Below are 17696 nucleotides of genomic sequence, written 5' to 3'. Positions count from 1 at the left end.
ACGACTCGACAGGGGCTTTGAATTTCGGGACTTGGAGGGTCGCAAATAATGAAAATGGGTCTACTCGCCTGCGCTTTCGGGCGCCACTCGGTCGATCATGCCAACATGCGCAAGGCTGGCGGCATGCATGTCGGCAAGTGCCGGTGCTGCAGGACGCCGATGGAGGAAATCGAACCCCACGTCTGGGATGTGCTCCGCGTAAAGGACGCCGGTCTCGGGCCGCGCAGCTTCGGCTGATGAATTTCCCGGCGCGGTTCAGCCCGCGCCGGTGAGTTGCACGAACACGTCCTCGAGGTCGGCCTCGCGGGTGGTGACGTCTTCAATCCCGTAACCATGGCTCTGGACCAGCGCGAGGACCTGTCCTGCGCTGGCCTTGTCGCGATCATAGGTAATGTCGAGTCGGCGCGGATCGACGACCTCGGCCTTGAGGAAGGCCTCTTCCATGATGGGCCCGCCCAGATCCTTGTCGACGCTCACCGAAACGATCTTCTCGCGCGCCATGCCCACCAGTTCGCGGGTCGGCTTGTTGGCGATCAGTTCGCCGTGGTTGATGATGGCAATGCGGTCGCACAGTTGCTCCGCCTCTTCGAGGTAATGGGTGGTCAGGACCACGGTCACGCCCTCGGCATTCAGTTCCTGCACCAGTTCCCACAGCTGGCGGCGCAGCTCCACATCCACTCCTGCGGTCGGTTCGTCGAGCACGAGGATCGGCGGCGAATGCACCATCGCCTTGGCAATCAGCAGGCGGCGCTTCATCCCGCCCGACAGGGTGCGCGCATAGGCATCGCGCTTGTCCGATAGGTGGACGGCGGCAAGCAGGTCCTCGCTGCGCCGATCCTTCTTCGAGATGCCGTAGAAGCCGCCCTGGTTCTCCAGCACTTCGAACGGAGTGAAGAAGGGGTCGAAGACAATCTCCTGCGGGACGATCCCGATCGATCGCTTGGCGTTGCGGGGATTGGCGTCGATGTCGAAGCCCCAGATTTCCGCACTGCCACTGGTCTTGCGCACCAAGCCGGCCAAGATGTTGATGATCGTCGACTTGCCGGCACCGTTTGGGCCCAGCAAACCGAAGACGCCGCCCTGCGGCACGTCGAAGCTGACACCCTTGAGCGCCAGCTTGCCTTCGTCGCCCGGCCCGCTGGGGGCGTAGCGTTTGACGAGATTATCGATGGAAATTGCAGACGGTGTGGCCATCACAGTGCCCTAGGCGCTTGAGGCGCACAGAAAAACCCATTATCGGCACGCTCATGAGTCTGCCTCCACCCGAAGTGTCCAAGGTCACCACGCGCAGCGTATGGTGCGACGGCGCGACCGACATCCGCAGCGGCAAGAATTACAAGCCTGCTGCGCTGGGCCACCCCAAGGTCTATCTCCAGATCGACGAGCATGGCTATGTCGATTGCGGTTATTGCGATCGCCGCTTCGTACTCGAAGGGGGTCCTGCGGACGGGGTCGACCAGTCGCAGCTGATGGACATTTCCGAAGGCGGCGATCCGGGCCACCCCTAGCCCCTCGCCAATCGGTGCGGGCCTCCCTACATGGGGAGCATGACAGAACCGCTGACCGATCCTCTCGCGCTCGTATACGGAAACAAACTCTCGCCGGAAGAGGCGCAGTCGCTGACGCGGCAACTCCTGTCGTCCTGCGACGACGGCGAGCTCTACATGCAGTTCATCGCATCTGAAGCCTTCGGTTTCGATGATGGCAGGCTGAAAACCGCAGATTATTCCCGCGATTCGGGTTTCGGCCTGCGCGGGGTTTCGGGTGAAACCACCGGCTTTGCCCATGCGAACGAGATCAGCGCGGCCGCCATCCGCCGCGCGGGCGAAACGCTGCAATTGCTCGATGCGACCACCAGCCCGCTCGCCGCACCGCCCGAGCGGACCAACCGCCATCTCTACACCGACCTTTGCCCGCTCGACCTCGTCCCGTTCGAGGAGAAGGTCGCCCTGCTGGAAAAGATCGATGCCGTTGCGCGCGCCAGGGATCCCCGCGTCGCGCAGGTTTCAGCCAGCCTGCTGGCGAACTGGAGCGTTGTCGAGATCGTTCGGCCCGACGGGCATATCGCGCGCGACATCCGGCCGCTGGTTCGCCTCAACATCCAGGTCGTCGCCGAACAGAATGGTCGGCGCGAGACAGGGTTTTTCGGTCTTGGTGGGCGCTATCTCTATGACCGGCTGTTCGACGAGGGCGCATGGATGCGCGCGATCGACGAAGCGGTCAGGCAGGCACTGGTAAACCTCGAAAGCGTGGCTGCGCCTGCGGGCGAGAAGACCGTCCTGCTCGGCCCCGGCTGGCCCGGCGTCTTGCTTCACGAGGCGGTCGGCCACGGGCTCGAAGGTGATTTCAACCGCAAGGGTACGAGCGCCTTTTCGGGCCGTCTCGGAGAACGCGTCGCCGCGCCCGGCGTGACCGTGATCGACGACGGCAGCATGGCGGAAAGACGCGGTTCGCTGTCCATCGACGACGAAGGCACGCCGACGCGCGAGACGGTTCTGATCGAGGACGGCATCCTCAAGGGCTATATGCAGGACCGCCTCAACGCGCGGCTGATGGGTGTCGAGGCGACCGGGAACGGCCGCCGCGAAAACTACCAGCATGCGCCCATGCCGCGCATGACCAATACCTTCATGCAGAGCGGCACGGACGATCCCGAGGAATTGCTCAGCCGTGTCGAGGACGGCATCTACGCCACCAGTTTCGGCGGCGGGCAGGTGGACATTACCAGCGGCAAGTTCGTCTTCGCCTGCACCGAGGCTTACAAGGTGGAAAAGGGCAAGGTCGTCGCGCCGATCAAGGGCGCCACCCTGATCGGAGACGGTCCCAGCGTGCTCACCCGCGTCACGGGCATCGGCAACGACATGACACTGGACGAAGGCATCGGGATCTGCGGCAAGGGCGGGCAGAGCGTGCCCGCAGGCGTAGGCCAGCCGACATTGCTGATCGACGGCATCACTATTGGCGGCACGGGATAGCCGCCATTAACGCGAGTCAGCGTGCGTTCAGCGCATGTTTGATATATGTTCCGCCAAGTTAGGAGACTCGTCATGTTCAAACGCCTCGCACTCGCCACCGCCGCTCTCGGAATGCTGGCCGCTCCCGCTGTCCAGGCAGACGAAGCCGCAGAGATGACCCGCGGCGAACAGAAGCTGGCCAAGATGCTCGAAGGTCGAGTGGCCGGTGAGCCGCAGAACTGCATTCGCACCATCGGATCGAGGTCGCTGACCAGCATCGATGATACGGCTCTGGTCTACAGGGATGGCAAGACCGTATGGGTTAACTACACCCGGACCCCGGATGCCATCGATGATGGCGACTATCTCGTCATCAAGAAGTTCAGTGCTACATCGCTGTGCCGTACCGATCAGATACAGACCTACGACCGTGCCGGGGATTTCTTTTCCGGTGTGATCATGCTCGACGACTTCGTTCCCTATCGGATTGTCGAAGAGGGCTGAACGATAGAGCGGGTAGCCAGTTATCAACCCTTTGGCTTGAGTAGCTTTTCGGGTCGGATACGCTGGGCCTCACCGAACAAGCCGTAGGTCTTGTTGACGTAATTCGACACATCGATGATCGAGTCGAGATAGGTCTCGAGTTCGTCGGTCATTTCCTGTTCGACCAGCCGGACATGAGCGCCGGGATTTTCCGTCTCGAAATGGACGTAGAACCACGGATCGCCCCGTTTGAGCACCAGTGGCTTCGAAAGGTCGTACCACTCGAAGGCCCAGGCCAGAGGTCGGGGCCAGATATGGATCGGATACCTGCCGCCCATTGCCACGCCGGGCCGCCTTTCGGGGAACCAGTGGAGATAAGGTTCGGTCTGCACTACCCAGCATGGTTCGTCCGCGACGAACACATAGGGAGCCGTGAATTGCAGGATCGGCCGTTCGGGATCCCGCCATTCGGATTGCGGTTGCAACTGCAACAGATTGGCCCGACCCTGCGGTCTCATACCGGACTGGTCACCATCGGCATCCGTTAGCTGGAGTCGGCCCTGTGCATCGCGTACGAACGCCAAGGTGAGGTCCACGGGACAGGGAATGACGAAGTGTCGCCGGTCGAAATCGATAGCGGCCGGACAGGCCTGAATTGATTTGCCGCTTTTCGACTTGGGATCGGAGCGACTGAACGTCGTCGGCGGACTCCAGATCGCATCGCTTTTTGCGAACCGTACCGTCCAGCCAACGGTGACAGTGCGTTTCTTGCCGCGGCGCTCTGCTTCTGCACCGCCTGCGTCGGCGGCGAAATAGTCATCCCAACTCATTGCTTTCCTTTGCCTGTGTCGATCTGATTCCGCAACGTTGTGCGCGCCTTGAAGCACCCCTTTTAGCTATCACCGACACGCTCGAGGCCTGTACTGCAGAGTGACAGTGCGAGACAGTTCGAGCAATTTGGCGCGGCGGGGCGGCAAAATGTCTGCCCGAGCTTCTTAATAAGCAGGTGATGCTCGTCGAAATCTCCGCCGTTCCATTCACCCGGAATGGCAGGCATGATTGCGTCGAATGCACGATCGGTGCTGGCCTGCGGCGGAACTAGGCCCATGCGTTGCAGAATGCGCCTATGGTGTCCATCCAGCACGATTGCACGGCGGTTCAGGGTCGAGGCATTCATGACCCCCGCTGCAATTTTGCGTCCGACGCCGGGAAGTCGTTCAAGCCAGCGCATTGCCTCCAGCGTTTCCATCTCCGCAAGATGCGAAAGGTCGACCGCATCGCGAAGCTCGATGAGCCGGGCCAGACTGCCTTTGAGACGTTCTGCGGCGATATTGGGGTAAGTCTGGGTGTAGAGTTCGTTCTGCAGTTCCTCCAGCGGAGCATCCGCCACCGGCTCCCACGAGCCATAGCGTTTGAGTAACCGGTCGGTCGCCGCGTTCGAGATTTCTGACTTCGTCCGCGCGCCGATCACACCTTGCACCAGCACCCATTCCGGTCGTCGCCATTCCACCGCCGCGCGCTCGATCCGCCCGAAGCGCTGAACAAGCAAAGCTTGTAAGCGCCGTAAAGTTTCGGAGCGCGGATCGGGTTCCAGAGCTAGTTGCAAATCACTCCCACTCGATGGTGCCAGGCGGCTTCGACGTATAGTCGTAGACGACGCGGTTGATGCCCTTCACCTCGTTGATGATGCGCGTTGCCACGCGGCTGAGGAAGCCGGCATCGAAAGGATAGATGTCGGCGGTCATGCCGTCGGTGCTGGTCACTGCGCGCAGGCCGCAGACGCTGTCATAGGTTCGTCCATCCCCCATCACGCCGACTGTCTTGACTGGAAGCAAGACGGCAAACGCCTGCCAGATCGCGTCGTAGAGCCCGGCGTTGCGGATTTCCTCGAGGTAGATCGCATCGGCCTTGCGCAGGATATCGCAGCGCTCCTTGGTCACTTCGCCCGGGATGCGGATGGCAAGGCCCGGTCCGGGAAAGGGGTGACGGCCGACGAAAATCTCCGGCAGCCCCAGTTCGCGGCCCAGCTCGCGCACCTCATCCTTGAACAGCTCGCGCAAGGGTTCGACCAGTTCCATGTTCATGCGTTCGGGGAGACCGCCGACGTTGTGGTGGCTCTTGATCGTCACGGAAGGGCCGCCGGTGAAGCTGACGCTTTCGATTACGTCGGGATAGAGCGTCCCTTGCGCCAAGAAGTCCGCCCCGCCGATCTTTCGCGCCTCATCCTCGAACAGGTCGATGAAGGCTCCGCCGATGAACTTGCGTTTCTTTTCAGGGTCGGTCTGGCCTGCGAGGCCGGAAAGGAACATCTCCTCCGCATTCACATGGACCAGCGGGATGTTGTAGTGGTCGCGGAACAAGGTGACGACCTGCTCAGCCTCGTTCATCCGCATGAGGCCGTGGTCGACGAATACGCACGTCAGTTGCTCACCGATTGCTTCGTGGATGAGCACCGCGGCCACTGCACTGTCTACCCCGCCGGACAGGCCGCAGATGACCTTCCCGTTGCCCACCTGCGCGCGGATTTCCTCGATCTTGGTCTTGCGGAACTCAGCCATGGTCCAGTCGCCCGCGAGCCCGCAAACGTGACGCACGAAATTGGCGAGCAGCTTGCCGCCGTCCGGAGTGTGGACCACCTCCGGATGGAACTGGGTGCCGTAATAGCGCCGTTCGTCGTCGGCGATCAGCGCAAAGGGCGCACCGGGGCTGGTGGCGACGATACGAAACCCGTCGGCGATGCGGGTGACCTTGTCGCCATGGCTCATCCAGACCTGATGCGTTTCACCGGGCTTCCACAGACCGTCGAAAAGAACGCATTCCTCGGTCACATCGCAGAAGGCGCGTCCGAACTCGCCGCCTTCGCCGGTTTCGTGACCCGGGCGAACTTCGCCGCCGAGCTGCTGAGTCATGACCTGCTGGCCGTAGCAGATACCGAGGATCGGAACCTTGCTTTCGAAGATCACATCCGGCGCACGCGGACTGTCGCGATCGGGAACGCTGGCAGGGCTGCCCGAGAGAATGACCCCCTTTGGCTTGAGGCGATGGAATGCCTCCTCGGCCTGCGTGAAGGGAGCGATTTCCGAATAGACACCTGCCTCGCGCACACGGCGCGCGATGAGCTGGGTGACCTGGCTGCCGAAATCGACGATGAGGATGGAATCGGGAAGGTGGGATGCGTCCATGCGCGGCGGTTAGGACGCGGGCTTGATGCTGTCCAGAGAGCGCAAAATCACGAACGACATAACGATTGCGCAAAACGCAACACTTCCTGACGTTTTCTCACTTTTGTTCACAAGACGGTAACATTATTTCGCAGCCCACACCCGGCGCGGAGATGTCCCTCCTACAGGTCTTCGCCCGGGAACGAGATGGCGGCAGTCCCTTCCCAAGAGTTGCTGTCGTCGCCTTCCTCTCGGCGAGCGAGCCGGTCCACAGTGGTCCACTCGCGGCTCCTAGCGCGAGCGCCGCTTGTCCGAGAGGTGATATGGCAGCGAGTAGAGACGCGGCCGCCCACACATCTCCTCTCCCCCTCCCCCCCGTGTCGGCGCCGCGTCTCGAATTGCACCCCAGCCTTGGCGTAACTTTCGCAAAGTTACGCACTTATTGTCTTGCGCAAGAACAGAAAGAAATAACTCATGGCTTCGATCACCGCGCGCTTCGCCGTACTGATTTTTGCAACGGGCCTCTCGAGCGTAATCCTTTCGCCTGTCTACATCTGACGGCGAAATCTGTTTTCGGGAGAGCCCTAAAAGGCGTCCGTATCCCATAGCCGCGCAGCCTCTTCGCGAAGTTCGCTCTTGAGCAGCTTCCCGATATGGCTGCGCGGCATTTCTGTTTTCGGATGCAGCGCGGACAGTCGCTGCGGCTTGCCCAGCCGGGCATTCACTGCCTCGCGTATGACCACCACGTCCCGAGCACCTTCGGACAGTCTCACGAAACCCACCGGCGTCTCGCCCCACTTTCGCGAAGGAACGCCGATCACGGCAGCTTCCACCACGTCCGGCTCTTCGAGCAGCGCATTCTCAAGATCGACGGGATAGATGTTGAACCCGCCGGAAATGATCATGTCCTTCGCACGCCCGACCAGTTCGACGAAACCGTCTGCGTCGACGCGTCCGATGTCACCCATGCGCTGCCAGATCTCATCGGTGGCCGGGTCGGTCCAATAGCCTTCTTCGGTCTGCTCCGGGCGGTTCTTGTAGCCGCTCATCATGGCCTGGCTGCGTCCGATGAGGTTGCCCGGAGTGCCGACAGGAACTTCGCGGCCATCGTCGTCCAGTACCTTCAACTCGCTTCCGGGCGCGGGTCGGCCCACCGTATGCAGCTTGTCGGGAAACTTGTGGGCTTCGAGGAGACAGACCACGCCGCCCTCGGTCATCGAATAGATTTCGATCAGCGCGCCGGGCATGCGGCGCAGAACCTCGCGCTTCAGATCGGCCGAGAAAGGCGCTGAAGTACAATATTTCAGCTTGAGCGTGGAGAGGTCGAACTCGCCGAACTTCGGCTCATCCATCAGCCGCTGGTACTGCACCGGGACCAGCATGGTGATCGTCGTGCGGTCGGTTTGCACGCTCTCGAGCCAGCGCAGACGATCGAACTTGCCCATCACACGCACCATGCCGCCGGCCAGCAGGGCAGGCAGAAAAGCGACCATGGTGGTATTCGAATAGAGCGGGGTGGATGCGAGGCTGCGAACCTCCAGCCCATTGTCGATCCAGCTCGCCGCGGTCGATGCGAACTGCCGCCAGCGCATTTGGTGAGAATGGACAATGCCCTTGGGCGTACCGGTCGTGCCCGAGGAATATATGATGTTGAAAGGGTCTGCCGGTTGGTGGTCGACTAGCGGCGCGCGGCTACCTAGCGGCGCCATCCAGTCCTCGAGTTCTTCATCCAGAATGACACGGGTGAGACCCGGGAAGCATCCTTCTCCGAGTTCCGCCAATTTCGCGCGATCGATGAAGATATGCCCCGCCCCGGAATCCTCGGCCATGGCGGAAAGCTGTTCGGCACTGGCGCTGGTCGTCAGGGGGGCGGCTACACCGCCAGCGCGAATGGCCGCAAGAAACACGAGCGCATAGCCAATGCTCGAAGCGCCAAGTATCGCGGCCGCCTGTCCGCGCTGGAGCCCGGTCTCTGTCAGTCGCGCCGCGATCCGCTCGACCCGGTCGCCGAATTCCTGCCAGCCCAGTTCGCCATTCTCGTCGACCAGCGCGGGCGCGTGACCCAATCTCGCTGCATTGCCGCTGATGATATCCGGAAAAGACCCGAAGGGCTGCTCTAGCGCGGAACGAAGCGATTTATCTCCCATGTCGCCACCCTATCGGAGCGCGCGACACTGTCGAGTGGCTATCTCAGCACTCGATCACGTTCACCGCGAGCCCGCCCTGGCTGGTTTCCTTGTACTTGTTGCTCATGTCGAGGCCCGTTTGCCGCATGGTCTCGATGACCTGGTCGAGACTGACCAAGGTTTCCGCGCCGGTTCGATGAAGCGCAAGCCGCGCCGCGTTCACCGCCTTGACCGCACCGATGGCATTTCGCTCGATACAGGGCACCTGCACCAGTCCGCCCACCGGATCGCAAGTGAGGCCAAGGTTGTGCTCCATCCCGATTTCGGCTGCCGAGGCGATTTGTACCGGCGATGCGCCCCACAGGGCCGCCAGACCGCCCGCTGCCATCGAACAGGCCACGCCGACTTCACCCTGGCACCCCATTTCGGCCCCGGAGATGCTGGCGCGCTGCTTGTATAGCAGGCCGATTGCGCCCGCCGTGAGCAGGAAGGTCCGGCGACTGTCCCGGCAAGGTTGCTCGTCGGCGGTCTGGCAATAGAAACGAATCACGGAAGGAATGATGCCGGCCGCGCCGTTGGTAGGTGCGGTGACCACACGCCCGCCCGCCGCATTCTCTTCGTTTACGGCCATCGCGAAACAGTTCAGCCAATCGAACAACTGCTCACGTTCGTTCGATTGCGGATTGGCGGACAGCTTGTCCCACAGGTCGGGTGCGCGCCTTTCGACCTTGAGCCCGCCCGGCAGAATGCCGCGCTGCGTCAATCCGCGGTCGATGCATTGATCCATCGCCTTGGCGACACGGTCGATGCCCTCCATGGTCTTCTCGCGTGAGCGGAACGCGTCCTCATTCGCAAGCATGAGCTCGGCGATCGACAGATGAGTCGATTTGCAGGCTGCCAGCAGTTCTGCTGCGGACCCGAAATCATGCGGCACTTGTGTGCCGGTGTTGATGCGGTCGTCCTTCGGTTTGCGCTTCAGCTGCGCTTCGGAAGCTACGAAACCGCCACCGGTGGAGAAATAGGTCCGCTCTGCCAGAACCTTTCCTTCTCCGTCGAACGCCGTCAGTTTCATCCCGTTGGGATGTAGGTCGGGCAAGATATGTCCGGCAAGGTCGATATCGGCTGCAGGATCGAAGGCGATTTCGCGTTTGCCGCCGAGCGCAAGCCGCTTGTCTTGGCGCAGATCGGCCAGCGCCTGCGCAGCCTCGTCCGGGCAAGTCGTGTCGGGAGCGAAACCGATGAGGCCGAGCATCGTGGCATCGACCGTTCCGTGGCCGACCCCGGTAAGCGCGAGAGAACCCTGCAACTCCGCCGCCACCCGCGCCGCTCGCCCGAGCTTCCCGCTCTTTTCGAGCGCGCGGACGAAGGTGCGTGCGATGCGCATCGGCCCGACGGTGTGTGAGGAAGAAGGACCGATCCCGATCCGGAAGATGTCGAGCACTGATAGCATGACTGCGTGATGCGCCTTGCCCGCCCCGAAATCAACCGGTTGCAGGTGAAACCGGTCTTTCGATTGTCTGTGGGTAAATCGGGGCCGAAAACTTTGGATTTCCGCCCTTGCGCGCCTATATGATGGGCATGGACGAGAACATACCAGAACCGGGCGAAAACGCCCCGAAAAAGAACGGTTACGGCGCAGATTCGATCAAGGTGCTGAAGGGCCTCGATGCGGTCCGGAAGCGGCCTGGCATGTACATCGGTGATACCGACGATGGATCGGGCCTGCACCACATGGTGTTCGAAGTGTCCGACAATGCCATCGACGAGGCGCTGGCGGGTCATTGCGACCTCGTGCTGATCGAGCTCAATCCTGACGGATCGGTGAGCGTCGAGGACAACGGCCGCGGCATCCCGGTGGACATGCACAAGGGTGAAGGCGTGTCGGCCGCCGAGGTCATCATGACTCAGCTTCACGCGGGCGGTAAGTTCGAGAATACGAGCGATGACAATGCCTACAAGGTATCGGGCGGCCTCCACGGCGTGGGCGTTTCGGTGGTCAACGCGCTGTCGGAATGGCTCGAACTGGTAATCTGGCGTGACGGCAAGGAACACTGGATGCGCTTCGAGCATGGCGATGCGGTGGAAAGCCTGCGGATCGTGGGCGATGCCCCGCCCGTTGCTTCCAATGGCGATGAGGACGGCCTGAAAAAGGGAACGCGCGTCACCTTCAAGGCATCGGAAGACACGTTCAAGAACGTGATCGAATACGATTTCGAAAAGCTCGAGCACCGCTATCGCGAACTCGCCTTTCTCAATTCCGGCGTGCGCATCCTCCTGCGCGACAAGCGACACGAAGAACCGCTCGAACACGATCTGTTTTACGAGGGCGGCATCGCAGCCTTCGTCAAATATCTCGACCGCAACAAGCAGGCCCTCGTTGCGGAGCCGATCTCGGTCAGCGCGGAGAAGGACGGCATCGGCATCGACGTCGCGCTCGAATGGAACGATTCCTATTACGAGAACGTGCTTTGCTTCACCAACAATATCCCGCAGCGGGATGGGGGTACGCACCTTGCTGCATTCCGTGCCGCATTGACCCGCACTCTCAACAATTACGCGACTTCTTCGGGTCTGATGAAGAAGGAAAAGGTCAGCCTTTCGGGCGAGGATATGCGCGAAGGCCTGACCGCAATCGTGTCGGTGAAGCTACCCGATCCCAAGTTCGGTTCGCAGACCAAGGACAAGCTCGTCTCCTCGGAGGTCCGCCAGCCGCTTGAATCGCTCATGGGCGAAAAGATGAGCGAATGGCTGGAAGAAAATCCCAGCGATGCGAAGCAGATCATCCAGAAGGTGATCGATGCCGCCGCCGCACGCGAAGCGGCCCGCCGCGCGCGCGAGATGAGCCGCAAGGGTGCCATGAGCATCGCCTCGCTGCCCGGGAAACTTTCCGACTGCCGCGAACGCGACGCGACCAAGGCCGAACTCTTTCTGGTCGAGGGTGACTCGGCAGGCGGCTCTGCCAAGAACGGGCGCGACAGCCAGTATCAGGCGATCCTGCCACTGAAGGGCAAGATCCTGAACGTGGAGCGGGCGCGCTTCGACCGGATCATTTCATCCAAGGAAGTGGGCACGCTGATCCAGGCCATGGGCACCGGCCTGCGTGACGAATTCAACCTGGAAAAACTGCGCTACCACAAGATTGTCATCATGACCGACGCCGACGTCGATGGCGCGCATATCCGCACGTTGCTGCTCACCTTCTTCCATCGTCAGATGCCCGAGATCGTGAAGGCCGGTCACCTCTTCATCGCACAGCCGCCACTCTACAAGGTCGTGCGCGGAAAGTCGGAGGTCTATCTGAAAGACCAGCCCGCATTCGACCGCTATCTAATCGAAGCGGGCCTCAATGGCCGAATTCTCGAAACTGCGGGTGGGCCGCGCGCTTCGGGAGAACTGGCCGCACTGGTCCAGGACGCACTGCGGGTTCGCAACCACATGAACTTCGTGCCGCGCAAGTATAATGCACCGATCGTCGAGGCGATGGCTCTGGCCGGTGCGCTCGATCCCGAAGGGGGCGACAGGCAGGCCGCATTGGCGATAGCTGCCGCGCACCTGCAAATGGGCGATACCGAGGCGCGCTGGTCAGCCGAGATCGGGGAGGACGGCCAGGTCCGGTTCCGCCGCGTGTGGCGGGGTGTAACCGACGTTCACGAAATCGAGGGCAAGTTCCTCGACAGCGCCGAGGCGCGCAAGCTGCACCGTGTGGCTCAGGAGAATGCCGATGTCTACACATCTCCCGTTCGCCTGATCCGTGGCAGCGAGGAAGATGCCGAGGACCTGGTCGATGCCGAAGATGTCGAGGACACCGAAAGCCCTGCGCCGGTGGCGGGTGACGATGCATTGATCCTGCCGACGCAGCTGGTCGATGCGGTCATGGCCGCAGGGCGCAAGGGCCTGAAGGTCAGCCGTTTCAAGGGGCTGGGCGAAATGGACGCGGAACAGCTGTGGGAGACCACCCTCGACCCGGAAAATCGGGCACTGCTTCAGGTGAAGGTCGAGGATGCCGACGTGACCGACGAAATCTTCACGCGTCTCATGGGCGATATCGTCGAACCGCGCCGCGAATTCATTCAGGCTAACGCGCTCAACGTCGCCAACCTCGACGTCTGATCTCCACAAAAAGGGGGTGGCCATGGACAGCAAGACACCGAACCGGCTCGAACAGGGCGGTTTCTTGCTCTTCCTCGCGCTCGTCTCCTTCGCGCTCCTAATCGTCGTCCTGCCGTTCTTCCAGCCGCTGCTCTGGGCGGTGCTGGCAGCGATCTTGTTCCAGCCGCTCTATCTGTGGTTCCTCACCAGACGGCGAGGGCACGAAACCCAATCGGCTTTGCTGACGCTTGTCGTCATCCTTCTGGCCGTGGTCCTGCCCGCCATGTGGATCGGCTCGGCGGTCGTCGATGAAGCCGCGCAGCTTTTCCTCGCCTTCCGCGAGGGCGAGATTGATGTGGCGATGTATTTCAGTCAGGTTTTCAGCGCCCTTCCGGCCAACATCCAGGCTTCGCTCGACAGCGCCGGGTTCGGCAATCTCGGCGAGGTCCAGGAACGCGCCACCGCGTTTGTCCAGGCGAGTCTCGGGATGATCGCGCAGCAGGCTCTCGCGATCGGCGGGAGCGTCTTCGGCTTTGTGCTGGGCTTCGCCATCGCGCTTTACGTCGGGTTCTTCCTCTTGCGGGACGGGCGAGCTGTGGCGAAAAATGTGCTGGCCGCGCTGCCATTCGAACGTTCCATTGCAGATCGTCTGGCAGAGCGATTTCTCGTGTTGGTCCGCGCCACCATCAAGGGTTCGGTCGTGGTGGGCTTGGTACAGGGCGCCTTGGGTGCGATCACTTTCTGGATCGTCGGGGTCCCCTCGGTTCTTTTGCTGGGTGTGATAATGGCAATCGCTTCGCTTCTTCCGGCCGTAGGCCCTGCGATCGTCTGGGTGCCAGCCGCCATTTACCTGCTGGCAACCGGCGCAGTCTGGCAAGGCGTCGTGGTGATCGTCTCCGGCGTAGCCGTCATCGGAATGATCGACAACGTGCTGCGCCCGATCCTCGTCGGCCGTGATACGGGTATTCCGGACTGGCTGATCCTCGTCACCACGCTCGGGGGTATCGCCTTGTTCGGCCTGTCGGGTATCGTGATTGGTCCACTGGTTGCGGGACTGTTCCTCGCTTCGTGGAGTATTCTGGGCGAGCAGCGCACAGCTACCAACGTCTAGTCGACCTGCTGCGCTCCGAGTTCGGGATTCAATCGGGTAATGTGATTGAGCCAGCTCTTGGGCTTGCGAAGCAGCTTGTCCGGATAACTTATGTCGAGGCCCATGATCCTGCCGATTTCGCCGACGAAATGAATGCAATTGCGGGTCTCGAGATCATAGTATTCCCCCGGGGCGTCCCGCCAAGCTTCCACCAGAGCGCGGACCTTCCGATATTGGCCGTCAGTCATGGTGAGCGTGAAGTGGCGGTTGGTCTTTCGCAGCCACTTCTCTTCTTCGACAAGAATCATGTGTTCGACAGGCCCACTCAGGACCGCAAGCGATGCGCTCTTCGCCGAGAAACCGAAGTTTTCCCTCACTTCAGTCCCGTCATCCAGAGTGCCTTCCATCGACACGAAGGTGTGCGGATATCGTCCAGCAAGCACCGAACCGTTGAAGGAATGGAAGGTGATGTCGACTGCGGCGGCCGCCAGCGAAGACCATCCCAGCGCGAGCAGCAGTAATGCCGTGCGGAAAATGCGAACCATGGGCGGCCTTAAAGCAGCCGCGCCATGGATTCGCAATCACTTGGCTTATCCGCTCGCGAGAAGCGTTGCGTTGCCGCCTGCAGCAGTGGTATCGATGCAAACCACGCGTTCGGTGGCGAAGCGGGCCACATAGTTGGGGCCGCCAGCCTTCGGGCCAGTTCCCGACAGCCCTTCGCCGCCGAAGGGTTGGCTCTCGACCACCGCGCCGATCTGGTTGCGGTTTACGTAGAAGTTGCCAACCCGGGCACGGGCCTCGATGTACGCGCGCACGTCGTCGTTGCGGCTGTGAAGGCCCAGCGTCAGACCGTAGCCTGTAGCGTTGATCTCCTCCATCACACGGTCGATTTCCGAAGCGCGGTATTTCACCACATGTAGGATCGGGCCGAAGTTCTCGCGCTTCAGGTCGAGGATCGAGTCCAGTTCGATGATCGTGGGTGCAACATAGCAGCCCTTGGAAGCTCCGCGATGCAACCGGCGCCGCCAGACCTGTGCACCGCCCGTTTTGCGGCGAGCGATATGGCGTTCGAGCGCGGCCTTGGCATCGGGGTCGATAACCGGACCGACATCGGTGTGGAGTTCTTCCGGGTTGCCGAGAGTCAGGGCCTCGAATGCGCCGCGGATCATCCCCAGCATCTCGTCATAGACGTCTTCCTGGATGTGCAGCACGCGCAGCGCCGAACAGCGTTGACCGGCGCTCTGGAATGCCGAAGCGACGACATCGCGCGTGACCTGCTCCGGCAGGGCGGTCGAATCCACGATCATCGCATTCTGTCCGCCGGTTTCGGCGATCAGCGTTGCGATGGGTCCGTCGCGCGAAGCTAGGCCGCGGTTGATTGCCTGTGCGGTCTGGGTCGAACCCGTGAACGCTACTCCGGCAAGGCGGGGGTCGGACGTGATGAATTCGCCGACCTCGCCTGCTCCGGGCAATAGCTGGAACGCGGCTTCTGGAATTCCGGCCTGGTGGCACAGGTCGACCGCAAGAGCGGCAATCAGCGGTGTCTGCTCCGCGGGTTTGGCAACAACGGTATTGCCCGCTGCCAGCGCAGCTGCGGGCGTTCCGATGAAAATGGCGAGCGGGAAGTTCCACGGCGATATGCAGGCGAACGTACCGCGGCCGTTCAGCGTCAAGCGGTTTTCCTCGCCCGTCGGACCGGGCAGGGGCGTAGAACCAGTAAACAAACGCCGCGCCTCGGTGGCATAGAAGCGCAGGAAATCCACCGCTTCGCGCAATTCGAGCACGGCATCCTGCAGCGTCTTGCCGGCTTCACGCTGGCAGAGCGAGAGGAACTCGTCAGTATGTTCCTCGAACAGGTCTGCCGCTGCTTCGAGCAACAGAGCGCGCTTTTCGCCGCCCAAGGAATTCCAGCCCGGCTGGATCGCTTCGGCGCGCGTGATCGCTTCCTCGACCTCGAAATCGAGCGCGTCGCGGCGCGTGCCGACCTCGGCAGAAAGATCATGCGGTTTGTTGATCGGCGCGACTTCGCCCTCAGCGGAGGACATGAAGGTCGGCTCTGCCCGCCAATGCTTGCTGTCGAGTTTCTTCAGCCTTTCAATCAGCGGCTCGCGGACCAGCGGATCGGACAGGTCGATGCCTGCGGAATTCCGGCGGTTCGGGAAGATATCGGTTGGCAGTGGAATTGCTGGATTCCGGTAAGGCTTGAGCCCGCGCATGTCCTTTATTGGGCAAGTAACCAGCTCTTCCACGGGGACCGCCGCATCGGCCATGCGATTGACGAAGCTGGAATTCGCACCGTTTTCAAGGAGGCGACGAACGAGATAGGCCAGAAGGTCCTTGTGCGTCCCCGTTGGCGCATAGATGCGCACGTTGGTCTTGCGATTGCCTTCTTCTTGGGCAAGCGCGCCGTAAATGTCCTCGCCCATGCCGTGGAGCCGCTGGAATTCGAATTCCTTGCTCCCCGCCAGCGCTTTGACCGCACCGATCGTATAGGCGTTATGCGTAGCGAATGCTGGGTAGATGACATCATTGCAAGCAAGCAGCTTTTCAGCGCAGGCGAGATAGCTGACATCGGTGCCGAGCTTGCGCGTGAATACCGGAAAATCGGAGAACCCGCCGACCTGGCTGAGCTTGATCTCGGTATCCCAATATGCGCCCTTCACCAACCGGACAAAGAACTTGCGGTCATATTTGCGGGCAAGCCGCGCAGTCCAGTCGCAGAGGGGAAGTCCGCGCTTCTGGTAGGCCTGGATGGCGAGGCCGAAGCCCTCCCACCGGCTGCCGTCCGACCGCTTGAACAGGCTGTCATCGCGTACCAGCGCCTCGATGATGTCCATCGACAGCTCCAGCCGGTCGGCTTCTTCAGCGTCAATCGTGAAATGGATATTGGCATCGCGTGCCTTGGTGGCGAGGTGGCGCACGATTGGAAGCAAATCTGCAACGGCCTCGTCGGCGTGCAGAAAGCTGTATTTCGGATGCAGGGCAGACAGTTTCACCGAGATACCCGGCGAGGTCGATACCTTGCCCGATGCTTCGCGCACCAGCCGGTCGATCGCCTTCTCGTAATTGGCAGCATACCGGTCGGCATCGGCATAAGTCATGGCGGCTTCGCCCAGCATGTCGAAACTGTGGGTGAGGCCTTTTGCCCGTTCGGGGGAGGCGCGCTTCAGTGATTCGTCGATAGTGCGGCCATAGACGAACTGTCCGCCTAGGATGCGCATCGCCTGCAGGGTCGCCGTGCGGATGACAGGTTCACCCAGCCGGTTGACCGCCCGCTTGAGCGTTGAACCCATGCCCTTCTGCGCTTCTTCCGGGCGCTCCAGCACTTCGCCGGTCAGCATCAGCGAGAAAGTCGCCGCATTGACGAAGGTGGAAGAGCTTTCGCCCATATGCTCGGACCAGTCGATATCGCCGATCTTGTCGCGGATCAGCGCATCGGCTGTGGCCGCATCGGGTACGCGCAGCAGTGCCTCGGCAAGGCACATCAGGGCCACGCCCTCTTCGGTCGCAAGGCCATATTGGTGAAGGAAAGCATCGATACCGCTGGCTTTGCGGCGGCGCGCGCCTTCGATCAGCTTGGATGCCAAAGCTGCCGCTTCAGCATGTTTCGCCTCCGCCGGGGCGGCCTGTTCCATACGCTGCGCGACGCAGTCGTTTTCCTCGGCGCGATAATCCTCACGCAAGGTCTGGCGAGAGATCGGGGAAAGGCGGACAGGATCGTGCAGGGCCATGCGACTCCGGTGAATCAGAGGGTGGATTAATCAGGCCAATTGGACCCGACGCGATGCCCTTT

At 61.5% G+C, this 17696-nt stretch carries 14 protein-coding genes; 6 read left to right on the top strand and 8 right to left on the bottom strand.

The window, feature by feature from the left end:
* Positions 1–48 precede the first annotated feature (48 nt).
* Entirely contained in the window at positions 49–237 is a 189-nt protein-coding gene (locus tag GRI69_RS12220; protein ID WP_160728558.1) for a hypothetical protein, read from the top strand.
* Between the two features lie 18 nt (positions 238–255).
* Here GRI69_RS12220 and GRI69_RS12215 read toward each other — a convergent pair whose 3' ends face one another.
* Positions 256–1194: an ABC transporter ATP-binding protein gene (locus tag GRI69_RS12215; RefSeq protein WP_160728557.1), complete on the bottom strand. Its 939-nt coding sequence runs from the start codon at positions 1192–1194 to the stop codon at positions 256–258.
* Between the two features lie 53 nt (positions 1195–1247).
* Here GRI69_RS12215 and GRI69_RS12210 point away from each other — a divergent pair, with 53 nt between their 5' ends.
* The 3 genes from GRI69_RS12210 (at position 1248) to GRI69_RS12200 (ending at position 3458) form a co-directional block, all read left to right on the top strand.
* The gene (locus GRI69_RS12210) at positions 1248–1508 is read left to right on the top strand and encodes a zinc-finger domain-containing protein (protein ID WP_160728556.1); all 261 of its coding nucleotides are present in this window, start codon (positions 1248–1250) and stop codon (positions 1506–1508) included.
* Positions 1509–1547: 39 nt separating this feature from the next.
* A complete protein-coding gene (gene tldD / locus GRI69_RS12205) occupies positions 1548–2975 on the top strand; it encodes a metalloprotease TldD (protein ID WP_160728555.1) in 1428 nt (475 codons plus the stop codon).
* A 72-nt stretch (positions 2976–3047) separates the two neighbouring features.
* The gene (locus tag GRI69_RS12200) at positions 3048–3458 is read left to right on the top strand and encodes a hypothetical protein (RefSeq protein WP_237453090.1); all 411 of its coding nucleotides are present in this window, start codon (positions 3048–3050) and stop codon (positions 3456–3458) included.
* A gap of 23 nt (positions 3459–3481) precedes the next feature.
* On the opposite strand, the gene GRI69_RS12195 is transcribed toward GRI69_RS12200, so the two are convergent.
* From GRI69_RS12195 to GRI69_RS12175, 5 genes are all read right to left on the bottom strand, one after another.
* On the bottom strand, positions 3482–4267 hold the full coding sequence (locus GRI69_RS12195) for a hypothetical protein (RefSeq protein WP_160728554.1): 786 nt from the start codon (positions 4265–4267) through the stop codon (positions 3482–3484).
* A gap of 62 nt (positions 4268–4329) precedes the next feature.
* Positions 4330–4986 (bottom strand): endonuclease III domain-containing protein, encoded by a 657-nt coding sequence (locus GRI69_RS12190; protein ID WP_237453089.1) that lies wholly within the window; start codon positions 4984–4986, stop codon positions 4330–4332.
* 58 nt (positions 4987–5044) lie between these two features.
* Positions 5045–6619, bottom strand: coding sequence for a glutamine-hydrolyzing GMP synthase (guaA, locus tag GRI69_RS12185; protein WP_160728552.1), 1575 nt, complete (start codon positions 6617–6619; stop codon positions 5045–5047).
* Between the two features lie 563 nt (positions 6620–7182).
* On the bottom strand, positions 7183–8745 hold the full coding sequence (locus tag GRI69_RS12180) for a class I adenylate-forming enzyme family protein (protein ID WP_160728551.1): 1563 nt from the start codon (positions 8743–8745) through the stop codon (positions 7183–7185).
* Between the two features lie 43 nt (positions 8746–8788).
* Positions 8789–10174: an L-serine ammonia-lyase gene (locus GRI69_RS12175; protein WP_160728550.1), complete on the bottom strand. Its 1386-nt coding sequence runs from the start codon at positions 10172–10174 to the stop codon at positions 8789–8791.
* 128 nt (positions 10175–10302) lie between these two features.
* Between GRI69_RS12175 and gyrB the strand changes: the two genes are divergently transcribed.
* Positions 10303–12834 (top strand): DNA topoisomerase (ATP-hydrolyzing) subunit B, encoded by a 2532-nt coding sequence (gyrB, locus tag GRI69_RS12170; protein ID WP_160728549.1) that lies wholly within the window; start codon positions 10303–10305, stop codon positions 12832–12834.
* Positions 12835–12856: 22 nt separating this feature from the next.
* Positions 12857–13924, top strand: coding sequence for an AI-2E family transporter (locus GRI69_RS12165; RefSeq protein WP_160728548.1), 1068 nt, complete (start codon positions 12857–12859; stop codon positions 13922–13924).
* Here GRI69_RS12165 and GRI69_RS12160 read toward each other — a convergent pair.
* A complete protein-coding gene (locus GRI69_RS12160) occupies positions 13921–14448 on the bottom strand; it encodes a hypothetical protein (protein ID WP_160728547.1) in 528 nt (175 codons plus the stop codon). The two genes, GRI69_RS12165 and GRI69_RS12160, sit on opposite strands and share 4 nt — an antisense overlap.
* 45 nt (positions 14449–14493) lie before the next feature.
* Positions 14494–17634: a bifunctional proline dehydrogenase/L-glutamate gamma-semialdehyde dehydrogenase PutA gene (putA, locus tag GRI69_RS12155; RefSeq protein WP_160728546.1), complete on the bottom strand. Its 3141-nt coding sequence runs from the start codon at positions 17632–17634 to the stop codon at positions 14494–14496.
* Positions 17635–17696: the final 62 nt, after the last annotated feature.

Origin of the sequence: Qipengyuania vulgaris (genome assembly GCF_009827325.1) — a bacterium.
Classification (GTDB): domain Bacteria; phylum Pseudomonadota; class Alphaproteobacteria; order Sphingomonadales; family Sphingomonadaceae; genus Qipengyuania; species Qipengyuania vulgaris.
Note: the sequence above shows the minus strand (reverse complement) of the source record. Positions and strands in the feature narration are given on the sequence as shown.

Excerpts from the sequence above, each read along its gene's own strand:
- GRI69_RS12220 (WP_160728558.1), top strand. The coding sequence starts at position 49 with ATGAAAATGGGTCTACTCGCCTGCGCTTTCGGGCGCCACTCGGTCGAT.
- GRI69_RS12215 (WP_160728557.1), bottom strand. The coding sequence starts at position 1,194 with ATGGCCACACCGTCTGCAATTTCCATCGATAATCTCGTCAAACGCTAC.
- GRI69_RS12210 (WP_160728556.1), top strand. The coding sequence starts at position 1,248 with ATGAGTCTGCCTCCACCCGAAGTGTCCAAGGTCACCACGCGCAGCGTA.
- tldD (WP_160728555.1), top strand. The coding sequence starts at position 1,548 with ATGACAGAACCGCTGACCGATCCTCTCGCGCTCGTATACGGAAACAAA.
- GRI69_RS12200 (WP_237453090.1), top strand. The coding sequence starts at position 3,048 with ATGTTCAAACGCCTCGCACTCGCCACCGCCGCTCTCGGAATGCTGGCC.
- GRI69_RS12195 (WP_160728554.1), bottom strand. The coding sequence starts at position 4,267 with ATGAGTTGGGATGACTATTTCGCCGCCGACGCAGGCGGTGCAGAAGCA.
- guaA (WP_160728552.1), bottom strand. The coding sequence starts at position 6,619 with ATGGACGCATCCCACCTTCCCGATTCCATCCTCATCGTCGATTTCGGC.
- GRI69_RS12180 (WP_160728551.1), bottom strand. The coding sequence starts at position 8,745 with ATGGGAGATAAATCGCTTCGTTCCGCGCTAGAGCAGCCCTTCGGGTCT.
- GRI69_RS12175 (WP_160728550.1), bottom strand. The coding sequence starts at position 10,174 with ATGCTATCAGTGCTCGACATCTTCCGGATCGGGATCGGTCCTTCTTCC.
- gyrB (WP_160728549.1), top strand. The coding sequence starts at position 10,303 with ATGGACGAGAACATACCAGAACCGGGCGAAAACGCCCCGAAAAAGAAC.
- GRI69_RS12165 (WP_160728548.1), top strand. The coding sequence starts at position 12,857 with ATGGACAGCAAGACACCGAACCGGCTCGAACAGGGCGGTTTCTTGCTC.
- GRI69_RS12160 (WP_160728547.1), bottom strand. The coding sequence starts at position 14,448 with ATGGTTCGCATTTTCCGCACGGCATTACTGCTGCTCGCGCTGGGATGG.
- putA (WP_160728546.1), bottom strand. The coding sequence starts at position 17,634 with ATGGCCCTGCACGATCCTGTCCGCCTTTCCCCGATCTCTCGCCAGACC.